Genomic DNA, 10,341 nt, shown 5'->3' with positions numbered 1-10,341 from the left:
CACCGCCCCCAGCCACCTCGCAACTGGCAAACGCCCGAATCTGAAACGGAAGGCGACTCACGAGGCGAGACCAGAACTCAAGACCGGGACACTAGAGTGCTCTCCGGGCTCCCGTACGACGGCGGGCTCCCTCAGGACAGCTCTCCCCGTCCCTGACGGGGCAGCCCCAGCTCGGCCGCCGCCGCCGAGTTGCAGTACTCGCGGACCGCGCTCGTGCGGGCCACCACCCGGCCGCGGTGCACCACGATCCGGCTGTAGGCGAGGGAGAGGGCGCCGGACAGGTGATCGCCGCGTACGGCCAGCAGTTCGGCGGGGAAACCGGCCTCGACGCGCACCTCGGGCAGGCCCATGGCCTGCCGGGCCGCGGTGCTGACCGCTTCGTAGGCGTCCTCGGGGCGCAGGCCGTGCGCGGAGGCGAGGAGATAGGCGGCCTCCAGGGGGTCGCCCCGGCCGACGGGGTTGGCGACGTCCCGGAGGGCGCCGCTGCCGGCCGCCACCCGGACCCCGGCCGCGCGCAGCAGCCGTACCGGCGCCGCGCCCCGCCGGTCGGCCGTGCCGCAGCCGCCCTGGGGGAGGCACACCACCGTCACACCGGCCGCGGCGAGCTGCTCCGCGAGCCGGGAGGCCGCCTCGGCCGGCAGGCGCGCGAGGCCGGCGCACGGGCCGACGGTCACGCCGGGGCGCAGGCCGCCCGCCATGGCCGCGAGCCGGGAGAGCCGGGCCGGGTCGGTGGCGTCCGTGTGCAGGTCCACCGGGCAGCCGTGCTCGGAGGCCACCTCCAGGACGGCCTCCACATAGCCCGTGGGGTCCGGGTCCGTGTCCGGGCAGCCGCCCACCACCGACGCGCCCATCTTCACCGCGTCCCGGAGCATCGCGAGCCCTTCGGCCCCCGCCGCCCCGGTCAGCAGGCGCGGCATCGCCACCGTGGTCAGCTCCGCGAGGCCCCGCAGCGAACGCCGGGCCTGCAGCACGGCACCGAGCGCGCCGAGGCCCTGGACGTCGCCCACGCGTACGTGCGCGCGCGCCGCCGTCGCGCCGTGGCCGAGCTGGAGCAGGGCCGCCTCCGTGGCCCGGCGCTGGACGTCGTCGGGGGCGTACGAGACGGGTCCGGGGTGCTCGGCGGACAGAGCGGTGTCGCCGTGGGCGTGCGGCTCGGCCGGGGCCGGCAGGAGCAGGTAGCCGCTGAGGTCCACGCGGGAGGTGCCGGGCCTGGGCGGACCCGGCGTCAGGCTGCCGGCCGTGCCGACGGCCTCGATGCGCCCGCTGCCCAGCCGTACGTCCACGGTCCGGCCGTCGGTGAGCCGCGCCCCGCACAGCAGCACCACGGCCTGGTCGGGCTGCCCGGAGGGTCCCGACTGGTTGGACGGCCACGGGGGCGGCTGCGGCTGGCTGTCGGGCATCGGACTCCAGGGTTCGGGCCGGGGGCTCGGGGCAGGCCGCGTGAGCGGGGCCCGGGACACGCGCCGGACCCAAGATCACGCAGAGTGAGTCGAGCCTAGGGTGGCGAACCCTGTGGAGCGCGGAGGAGCGCAATAGTCGTACCGGCGTGGCCCGGCCATGGCGGGACGTCCGTCAACGCCGCGGCGGGCGGCTTCCGCACGCGCGCGTACCCGCACCGACAGAGGGCCGCGGAGGCGGCCGGGAGGGCCCGGAACCGGCCCGTAAGGGGAGCGTGGCGGGCCGCCGGATACGGATTTGGGCGAACGGCGGCGGACCGTGTAATGTCTTCATCGCTCGCCCCAATAGCTCAGTCGGCAGAGCGTCTCCATGGTAAGGAGAAGGTCAACGGTTCGATTCCGTTTTGGGGCTCTGGTGTGAGAGGTCCCCGTCGAAAGGCGGGTCCCGATCGCATCACAGCGGTGTAGCTCAGTCGGTAGAGCAAGCGGCTCATAATCGCTGTGTCACCGGTTCAAGTCCGGTCACCGCTACTGACAGTAGCCGATTGCGGGGTCGGTCCTTCGATCGGCTACTCTTGCTTGCGTTGAAATAGTCCATCCGTTCGTCTTAGGAGCACTCACGTGGCTGCCACCGACGTCCGCCCGAAGATCACGCTGGCCTGCGTGGAGTGCAAGGAGCGGAACTACATCACCAAGAAGAACCGGCGTAACAACCCGGATCGCCTTGAGATGAAGAAGCACTGCCCGCGTTGCAACGCGCACACCGCGCACCGCGAAACGCGATAAATCAGGCTCGTACGTGAGGCCGCCCCCGCAAGCTGGGGGGCGGCCTCACGTCGTTTCACCGGCTGCTGAGACCAGACACGCTGCTTGAGACCAGGAGGTGCCGGGCCAATGGCGCTCGACCAGTCCTTCGTTGGGCGGACCTACCCGCCCACCCCGCCCTACGAGGTGGGCCGGGAGAAGATCCGTGAGTTCGCCGAGGCGGTCGGGGAGACCAACCCGGCGTACACGGACCCGGAGGCCGCCAAGGCGTTCGGTCACCCGGACGTGATCGCCCCGCCGACCTTCGTGTTCTCCATCACCTTCCGGGCCGCCGGACAGGTCATCGAGGACCCGCAGCTCGGGCTCGATTACAGCCGCGTGGTGCACGGCGACCAGAAGTTCGCCTACGTCCGCCCGGTGCGGGCCGGTGACCGGCTCACGGTGACGTCCACCATCGAGGGCATCAAGTCGCTCGCGGGCAACGACATCCTGGACATCCGCGGCGAGGTGCACGACGAGGCCGGCGAGCACGTGGTGACCGCCTGGACCAAGCTCGTGGCCCGTGCGGCCGAGGAGGCGTGAGGCAACCGATGACGGCGAAGATCGCGTACGACGACGTCGAGGTCGGCACCGAACTGCCTGCCCAGACCTTTCCCGTGACCCGCGCCACGCTGGTGCGGTACGCGGGCGCCTCCGGGGACTTCAACCCGATCCACTGGAACGAGAAGTTCGCCAAGGAGGTGGGCCTGCCGGACGTCATCGCGCACGGCATGTTCACCATGGCCGAGGCGATCCGCGTGGTCACCGACTGGACCGGTGACCCGGCCGCGGTCGTGGAGTACGGCGTCCGCTTCACCAAGCCGGTGGTCGTGCCCAACGACGACGAGGGCGCGGTGATCGAGGTCGGCGCCAAGGTCGCGGCCAAGCTCGACGACCGGACGGTGCGGGTGGACTTGACGGCGACGAGCGGCGGCCAGAAGGTGCTGGGCATGTCCCGGGCGGTCGTGCGGCTGGCCTGAGGGTTTCGGCTGTTCGAGCGAGGGGCGTCCACCGCGAGGTGGGCGCCCCTCGCCCTGTCTGGGCCCGCACGCCTTGACTATGTTAGTAATTGAGCACTAACTTTCTCTCATGCCCAGGATGAGTGCGGAAGAGCGGCGCGAGAGCGTCATTCGCGCGGCGATCTCCGAGTTCGCGCGGAAGGGGTACTACGGCACCTCCACCGAGGCGATCGCCAAGCGGGTCGGTGTCTCGCAGCCCTACCTCTTCCGGCTTTTCGAGGGCAAGAAAGCGATCTTCATGGCCGCCTCGCTGCGTTGCGTGGAGGACACCTGCCGGGTCTTCGCAAAGGCCGCGGAGGGGCTGGAGGGCGAGGAGGCCCTGCATGCCATGGCCGACGCCTATGTGCGCCTGATCACGGAGCAGCCCGAGAAGCTCCAGATGCAGATGCAGACGTACATCACGGTGGCCGCCGCGGAGGCGGATGGGGAGCACGGGTTCGGGGAGGCCGTACGGGCCGCCTGGATGCGGCTCTGGGACACCGTGCATCTGCCGCTCGGCGCGGACGACGGCGAGACCACGACCTTTATGGCGTACGGGATGCTCATCAACACCCTGGCCGCCATGGGGTTCCCGCCCGGGCACCGGGTCTGGCAGGCGATGTACCCGTCGTCCCAATTCACCGGCCGGCTCCAGCACTAGGCGCAGCGGGAGGCGGAGTCCCGCCTCTTTCATGGGCGCGAAAGTTAGTCAGCAATTACTAATCAACCGCTGGAACACCCTCTGGGGGAGAGATGTCACAGCAGACCGCACGACGCGGGGGCGCCGCCTGGGCCCTCGTCATCACCAGCGTCGCCGGGTTCATGGCGGCACTCGACAACCTCGTCGTCACCACCGCGCTGCCCTCCATCCGCGAGGACCTCGGAGGCGCGCTGGACGACCTCGAATGGACGGTCAGCGCCTACACGCTCACCTTCGCCGTCCTGCTGATGTCCGGTGCCGCGCTCGGCGACCGCTTCGGGCGCCGCCGGCTCTTCCTCGCCGGACTCACCGTCTTCACCGGCGCCTCCGCCGCCGCGGCCATGGCTCCCGGCATCGGCTCGCTCATCGCCGCCCGCGCCGTCCAGGGCGTCGGCGCGGCCGTGCTGATGCCGCTCACCCTCACCCTGCTCACCTCCGCCGTGCCCGCCGCCAAGCGCGGCATGGCGTACGGCATCTGGGGCGCCGTCAACGGCCTCGCGGTCGCCTCCGGGCCGCTCATCGGGGGCAGCCTCACCGAACACATCTCCTGGCACTGGATCTTCTGGCTGAACGTCCCGCTCGGCGTGGCCCTGCTGCCGCTCGCCCGACTGCGCCTCGCCGAGTCGTACGGCACCGGCGCCCGGCTCGACCTGCCCGGCACCCTGCTCGCCAGCGGCGGACTCTTCGGAATCGTGTACGGCCTGGTCCGCGGGCCCGCCGACGGCTGGACCGGCTCCCTGGTGCTGACCGCCCTGTTCGCCGGGGGCGCGCTGCTGGTGGGCTTCGTCCTCTATAGCACCCGCGCCACCAACCCGATGCTGCCGATGCGGCTCTTCCGCTCCCGCGCCTTCACCGGGATCAACGCGGCCAGCCTGCTGATGTTCGTCGGCATGTTCGGCTCGATCTTCCTGCTCAGCCAGTACATGCAGGGCGTGCTCGGCTACTCGCCCACCGAGGCGGGGCTGCGGATGCTGCCGTGGACCGGTATGCCGATGCTCGTGGCACCCGTGGCGGGCATCCTCTCCGACCGCATCGGCGGCCGCCCGGTCGTCGCCACCGGCCTGTTCCTCCAGGCGGCGGGCCTCGGCTACCTGGCCTCCGTGGTCTCCGCCGACGTCTCCTACTCGGCTCAGCTCCCCGGGCTGGTGATCAGCGGCATCGGCATGGCCCTGTACTTCGCCCCGGCCGCCAACCTGGTGATGTCCAGCGTCCGCCCGCAGGAGCAGGGCATCGCCTCCGGCGCCAACAACGCGCTGCGCGAGGTGGGCGGCGCGCTCGGCATCGCCATCATGTCGTCGATCTTCGCCGCCCAGGGTGGCTACGCCGGCGCCCAGGACTTCGTGGACGGTCTGCGGCCCGCCCTCGTCACCGGCTCGGCGGTGGTAGCCCTCGCCGGCCTGGCCGCCCTGCTCGTCCCGGGCCGGCGGCGCACGCCGAGCACCGATCCGGCCGCCGGGCAGGAGCCCGCACCGGCCGCCGAGGCACTCTCCGTCTGACACCCAACGGCACCGCACGCGCGCGTGGACCCTTCGAGGCCCACGCGTGTGTCGTCGCGGTCCATTAGTGGGGTGTCAGGGTGCGGTCAGGGGTGCCTGGCACGGTTGTTCTTGTGAACGGCGCGGGGGATCGGGCCGGGAGCGTGGAGAGGTGCCCGGAGTGGTTTATCGGGGACCGAGGGCTTGTCTTGAGGTCGGATCCCACGGGGTCCACGCAGGTTCGAATCCTGCCCTCTCCGCCTGACAACGCAATGTGTCCGGACGCGCGCGTGGGCCTTCGAGGCCGCGCGCGTGTTCGCGTTGTGCGGCGTGTGTCGTCGCGGCCCATCAGTGGGATGTCAGGGTGCTGTCAGCGGTGCCTGGCACGGTTGTTCTTGTGAACGGCGCGGGGGATCGGGCCGGGAGCGTGGAGAGGTGCCCGGAGTGGTTTATCGGGGACCGAGGGCTTGTCTTGAGGTCGGATCCCACGGGGTCCACGCAGGTTCGAATCCTGCCCTCTCCGCTCACAGGGAAGGCCGGCGCCACCAGGTCCGCCGGCGCCGTCTCGTAGTCTTGGGCCCGTGCAGGAACTCCACGACGCCCCCCTCGCCCCGCTGACCACCTTCCGGCTGGGCGGCCCCGCGGCCCGGCTGGTCACCGCCACCACCGACGCGGAGGTGATCGACGCCGTCCGCCGGGCCGACGACACCGGGACGCCGCTGCTGATCATCGGCGGCGGGTCCAACCTGGTCATCGGCGACAAGGGCTTCGACGGCACCGCCCTGCGCATCGCCACGCGCGGCGTCGAACTGCGCGGCACCACACTGGAGCTGGCGGCCGGCGAGGTCTGGACGGACGCCGTCGCACGCAGCGTCGAGGCCGGGCTCGCCGGGATCGAGTGCCTGGCCGGGATCCCGGGCTCCGCGGGCGCCACCCCGATCCAGAACGTGGGCGCCTACGGCCAGGAGGTCTCCGCGACGGTCACCGAGGTGATCGCCTACGACCGCCGGGCCGGCGAGACGGTCACGCTGACGAACGAGGAGTGCGTCTTCTCCTACCGGCACAGCCGCTTCAAGGCCGACCCCGAGCGCTACGTCGTGCTGCGGGTCCGCTTCGGTCTCGAGGACGCGGGCGGTCTGTCGGCGCCCGTCAAGTACGCCGAGGCGGCCCGCGCGCTCGGTGTCGAACCGGGCGCCAGGGTGCCGCTCGCCGCGGCCCGCGAGACCGTGCTGAAGCTGCGCGCCGGGAAGGGCATGGTGCTCGACCCCGAGGACCACGACACCTGGTCCGCCGGGTCCTTCTTCACCAACCCGATCCTCACCGAGGAGCAGTTCACCGCCTTCCACGCGCGCGTGCGGGAGCGGCTGGGCGAGGGCGCCGAGCCGCCCGCGTACCCGGCCGGGGAGGGCCGCACCAAGACCTCGGCGGCCTGGCTGATCGACAAGGCGGGCTTCACCAAGGGCTACGGCACAGGGCCCGCCCGCATCTCCACCAAGCACACCCTCGCCCTCACCAACCGGGGCGGCGCGACCACCGAGGACCTGCTGGCCCTGGCCCGTGAGGTCGTCGCCGGGGTCCGCGAGGCCTTCGGGGTCACCCTGGTCAACGAACCCGTGACCGTCGGCGTGAGCCTGTGACGGCATGAGGCTGACGCTGCGCGAGTTCCGGCCCAGGACGGGCCCGCACGAGCGCCGCGTCGTCCAGCCCTGGCCACCCCTGCGGCACACCTCACTGCGCGCCCCGGAACCGCGCGGCCTGCTCACCGGTGATCACGACAGGCTGAACCGGCTGGCCGGCCTGTTCGCCTTCGCCGCCCGCTCGCGCCACACCATCGTCCACGTCCCGCTGCGCGGCACCGCCGCCGCCCACCACGCAGGCGGCGGCGAGCCGGTCGACCTGGAGCTCGTGCACCACAGCCACGGGCTGCGGCCCAGTGCCTGGCCCGAGCTGCGCCACGGACTCGTCCGGGACACCCCGCTCACCGTCCGGACCGACGAGGCACGCACCGCGCGCGACGCGGCCGACTGGGAGCGGCGCCGGCACCGCGCCGACTGCCGCGAGGATCTGCTGCACACCACCCACGCCCGGACGCTCTGCCTCACCGGCAGCCGGGGCGTCTTCGCCGACACGGCGATGTCCTGCGCGTACGCGGCGGGCTGGGGCCCGCGGCGGAAGGGGATCGTCAAGGACGGATCCGCCCTCGTGGACTCCTTCCGGGGCCTGGCGGGCGAGCCCGGCGACCCGCGCGGCCCCGAGGTGCTGATCTGCTTCCAGGCCTGTCCGCCGTACGCCGATTTCAGGCGGCCGGGTGAGTCAGCCAGTCGTCCACGCCGGACAGCAGCCGGGCCCTGACGTCCTCCGGGGCGGCCGAACCGCGGATGGACTGGCGGGCCAGCTCGGCGAGTTCGGCGTCCGTGAAGCCGTGGTGCTCGCGGGCGATGCCGTACTGGGCCGCGAGGCGGGAACCGAAGAGCAGCGGGTCGTCGGCGCCCAGGGCCAGCGGGACGCCCGCCTCGAAGAGGGTCCGCAGGGGGACGTCCTCGGGCTTCTCGTAGACGCCGAGCGCGACGTTCGAGGCCGGGCACACCTCGCACGTGATGCCCCGGTCCGCCAGCCGCTTCAGCAGCCGCGGGTCCTCCGCGGCGCGCACGCCGTGCCCGATCCGGGAGGCGTGCAGATCGTCCAGGCAGTCGCGCACCGACGCCGGACCGGTCAGCTCTCCGCCGTGCGGGGCCGCCAGCAGGCCGCCCTCACGCGCGATGTGGAAGGCACGGTCGAAGTCCCGCGCCATCCCGCGCCGCTCGTCGTTCGACAGCCCGAAGCCGACGACGCCCCGGTCGGCGTACCGCACCGCGAGCCGGGCCAGCGTGCGGGCGTCCAGGGGGTGCTTCATGCGGTTCGCCGCCACCAGTACCCGCATGCCGAGCCCGGTCTCCCGGGACGTCGTCTCGACCGCGTCCAGAATGATCTCCAGGGCCGGGATCAGACCGCCCAGCCGGGGCGCGTACGACGTGGGGTCCACCTGGATCTCCAGCCAGCCCGAACCGTCCCTCACGTCCTCCTCCGCGGCCTCCCGGACCAGCCGCCGGATGTCCTCGGGCTCTCTCAGGCAGGAGCGCGCCGCGTCGTACAGCCGCTGGAAGCGGAACCATCCCCGCTCGTCCGTCGCCCGCAGCCGCGGCGGTTCCCCGCTGGTCAGGGCCTCCGTCAGGGCCTCGGGCAGGCGTACGCCGTACTTGTCGGCCAGTTCCAGGACGGTCGTCGGCCGCATCGAACCGGTGAAGTGCAGGTGCAGATGGGCCTTCGGCAGTCGGGAGAGATCACGTACATGCTCCATTCCCAGATCCTGCCGCACGTCACCGCCGTCCCGGTAGCCGTTTCCCCTTACGTGCTCTTGCTCGCACACAGGAGCGGGCCGCCTCCCCGGAGGGAAACGGCCCGCACACGCGCGTGAATGCGACGGGACTAGTCCCGCGCCTCCGCCAGCAGCTGACGGGACTAGTCCCGCGCCTCCGCCAGCAGCTTCTGGATCCGGCTCACGCCCTCGACGAGGTCCTCGTCCCCGAGCGCGTACGACAGCCGCAGGTAGCCCGGCGTGCCGAAGGCCTCGCCCGGGACGACCGCGACCTCGGCCTCCTCCAGGATGAGAGCGGCCAGCTCCACGGTGTCCTGCGGGCGCTTGCCGCGGATCTCCTTGCCGAGCAGGGCCTTGACCGACGGGTAGGCGTAGAAGGCGCCCTCGGGCTCCGGGCAGAGCACGCCGTCGATCTCGTTGAGCATCCGCACGATCGTGCGGCGGCGGCGGTCGAAGGCCTCACGCATCGTCGCCACGGCCTCCAGGTCGCCGGAGACGGCGGCCAGGGCGGCCACCTGGGCCACGTTGGAGACGTTCGAGGTGGCGTGCGACTGCAGGTTCGTCGCGGCCTTGACCACGTCCTTCGGGCCGATGACCCAGCCCACCCGCCAGCCGGTCATGGCGTACGTCTTGGCGACACCGTTGACCACGACGCACTTGTCGCGCAGCTCGGGCAGCAGCGCCGGCAGGGACACGGCGGACGCGTCGCCGTAGACCAGGTGCTCGTAGATCTCGTCGGTCAGCACCCACAGGCCGTGCTCGACGGCCCAGCGGCCGATCGCCTCGGTCTCGGCCTCGGAGTACACCGCGCCGGTCGGGTTGGAGGGGGAGACGAAGAGGACGACCTTGGTCTTCTCCGTGCGCGCCGCCTCCAGCTGCTCCACGGTGACGCGGTAGCCGGTGGTCTCGTCGGCGACGACGTCGACCGGGACACCGCCGGCCAGGCGGATCGACTCCGGGTAGGTCGTCCAGTACGGCGCCGGGACGATGACCTCGTCGCCCGGGTCGAGGATCGCGGCGAACGCCTCGTAGATGGCCTGCTTGCCGCCGTTGGTGACCAGGATCTGCGACACGTCGGGCTCCCAGCCGGAGTCGCGCAGCGTCTTCGCGGCGATCGCGGCCTTCAGCTCCGGCAGGCCACCGGCCGGCGTGTACCGGTGGTACTTCGGGTTCTTGCAGGCCTCGACGGCCGCCTCGACGATGTAGTCCGGGGTCGGGAAGTCGGGCTCACCGGCGCCGAAGCCGATCACCGGACGCCCGGCGGCCTTCAGGGCCTTGGCCTTGGCGTCCACGGCGAGGGTGGCGGACTCGGAGATCGCGCCGACTCGGGCGGAGACCCGGCGCTCGGTGGGAGGGGTTGCAGCGCTCATGCGCCCATCGTTTCAGACCGGAAATGGCCCCGGCACGCGGGTTTCACAGACTGAACAGCAACGGGTCGAGGCGTGAACACGGGTCCGAATCCCGCCTCCGGCCTGGACGATCTTCACTCCGACGACCCCGGACCGGGTCTTTCTGTTCGACGCCGGGCCCCGGACCACGTACACTCTTCCCTCGTTGGCCTTCAGCGGCCGCTGCACAGCCGGTGCACACCGAGCATCCGGCTGAATGCGGT

The 10,341-nt window shown here is 72.0% G+C and carries 10 protein-coding genes and 4 tRNA genes; 11 read left to right on the top strand and 3 right to left on the bottom strand.

The features are described from left to right. Positions 1-131: 131 nt before the first annotated feature. Positions 132-1,400 carry an amidohydrolase family protein gene (locus tag AB0924_RS14050; RefSeq protein WP_358928198.1) on the bottom strand — a complete coding sequence of 423 codons (1,269 nt, stop codon included), beginning with the start codon at positions 1,398-1,400 and terminating at the stop codon, positions 132-134. 336 nt (positions 1,401-1,736) lie between these two features. Between AB0924_RS14050 and AB0924_RS14045 the strand changes: the two genes are divergently transcribed. The 11 genes from AB0924_RS14045 to AB0924_RS13995 all read left to right on the top strand — a co-directional run bounded on the left by AB0924_RS14045 (position 1,737) and on the right by AB0924_RS13995 (position 7,726). Then, a tRNA-Thr gene (locus tag AB0924_RS14045) sits at positions 1,737-1,809 on the top strand. Positions 1,810-1,855: 46 nt separating this feature from the next. Then, positions 1,856-1,928, top strand: a tRNA-Met gene (locus tag AB0924_RS14040). Between the two features lie 90 nt (positions 1,929-2,018). Beyond that, positions 2,019-2,183, top strand: coding sequence for a 50S ribosomal protein L33 (gene rpmG, locus AB0924_RS14035; protein ID WP_003948671.1), 165 nt, complete (start codon positions 2,019-2,021; stop codon positions 2,181-2,183). 108 nt (positions 2,184-2,291) lie between these two features. Next, positions 2,292-2,744 (top strand): MaoC family dehydratase N-terminal domain-containing protein, encoded by a 453-nt coding sequence (locus AB0924_RS14030; RefSeq protein WP_250402420.1) that lies wholly within the window; start codon positions 2,292-2,294, stop codon positions 2,742-2,744. 8 nt (positions 2,745-2,752) lie between these two features. Beyond that, on the top strand, positions 2,753-3,181 hold the full coding sequence (locus AB0924_RS14025) for a MaoC family dehydratase (protein ID WP_358928195.1): 429 nt from the start codon (positions 2,753-2,755) through the stop codon (positions 3,179-3,181). A gap of 109 nt (positions 3,182-3,290) precedes the next feature. Then, complete coding sequence (locus tag AB0924_RS14020) at positions 3,291-3,860, top strand: TetR/AcrR family transcriptional regulator (RefSeq protein ID WP_366911477.1); 570 nt, start codon at positions 3,291-3,293, stop codon at positions 3,858-3,860. A 92-nt stretch (positions 3,861-3,952) separates the two neighbouring features. Continuing rightward, entirely contained in the window at positions 3,953-5,395 is a 1,443-nt protein-coding gene (locus tag AB0924_RS14015) for a DHA2 family efflux MFS transporter permease subunit (RefSeq protein ID WP_358928191.1), read from the top strand. A 145-nt stretch (positions 5,396-5,540) separates the two neighbouring features. After that, a tRNA-OTHER gene (locus tag AB0924_RS14010) sits at positions 5,541-5,634 on the top strand. A 169-nt stretch (positions 5,635-5,803) separates the two neighbouring features. Continuing rightward, a tRNA-OTHER gene (locus tag AB0924_RS14005) sits at positions 5,804-5,897 on the top strand. Between the two features lie 58 nt (positions 5,898-5,955). Further along, positions 5,956-7,011 carry a UDP-N-acetylmuramate dehydrogenase gene (locus AB0924_RS14000; protein WP_366911476.1) on the top strand — a complete coding sequence of 352 codons (1,056 nt, stop codon included), beginning with the start codon at positions 5,956-5,958 and terminating at the stop codon, positions 7,009-7,011. Positions 7,012-7,015: 4 nt separating this feature from the next. Then, the gene (locus AB0924_RS13995; protein WP_366911475.1) at positions 7,016-7,726 is read left to right on the top strand and encodes a hypothetical protein; all 711 of its coding nucleotides are present in this window, start codon (positions 7,016-7,018) and stop codon (positions 7,724-7,726) included. On the opposite strand, the gene AB0924_RS13990 is transcribed toward AB0924_RS13995, so the two are convergent. Next, complete coding sequence (locus tag AB0924_RS13990; RefSeq protein ID WP_358928184.1) at positions 7,671-8,711, bottom strand: adenosine deaminase; 1,041 nt, start codon at positions 8,709-8,711, stop codon at positions 7,671-7,673. The genes AB0924_RS13995 and AB0924_RS13990 overlap by 56 nt on opposite strands. 161 nt (positions 8,712-8,872) lie before the next feature. Next, on the bottom strand, positions 8,873-10,099 hold the full coding sequence (locus AB0924_RS13985) for a pyridoxal phosphate-dependent aminotransferase (RefSeq protein ID WP_366911474.1): 1,227 nt from the start codon (positions 10,097-10,099) through the stop codon (positions 8,873-8,875). Positions 10,100-10,341: the final 242 nt, after the last annotated feature.

The organism is Streptomyces sp. NPDC047869 (genome assembly GCF_040704065.1).
GTDB lineage: Bacteria > Actinomycetota > Actinomycetes > Streptomycetales > Streptomycetaceae > Streptomyces.
The sequence above is the reverse complement of the archived record's forward strand: the minus strand, read 5'-3'. Positions and strand labels throughout refer to the sequence as shown.

Excerpts from the sequence above, each read along its gene's own strand:
- AB0924_RS13995 (WP_366911475.1), top strand. The coding sequence starts at position 7,016 with ATGAGGCTGACGCTGCGCGAGTTCCGGCCCAGGACGGGCCCGCACGAG.
- AB0924_RS13990 (WP_358928184.1), bottom strand. The coding sequence starts at position 8,711 with ATGGAGCATGTACGTGATCTCTCCCGACTGCCGAAGGCCCATCTGCAC.
- AB0924_RS14050 (WP_358928198.1), bottom strand. The coding sequence starts at position 1,400 with ATGCCCGACAGCCAGCCGCAGCCGCCCCCGTGGCCGTCCAACCAGTCG.
- AB0924_RS14025 (WP_358928195.1), top strand. The coding sequence starts at position 2,753 with ATGACGGCGAAGATCGCGTACGACGACGTCGAGGTCGGCACCGAACTG.
- AB0924_RS14015 (WP_358928191.1), top strand. The coding sequence starts at position 3,953 with ATGTCACAGCAGACCGCACGACGCGGGGGCGCCGCCTGGGCCCTCGTC.
- AB0924_RS14030 (WP_250402420.1), top strand. The coding sequence starts at position 2,292 with ATGGCGCTCGACCAGTCCTTCGTTGGGCGGACCTACCCGCCCACCCCG.
- AB0924_RS14020 (WP_366911477.1), top strand. The coding sequence starts at position 3,291 with ATGCCCAGGATGAGTGCGGAAGAGCGGCGCGAGAGCGTCATTCGCGCG.
- AB0924_RS13985 (WP_366911474.1), bottom strand. The coding sequence starts at position 10,099 with ATGAGCGCTGCAACCCCTCCCACCGAGCGCCGGGTCTCCGCCCGAGTC.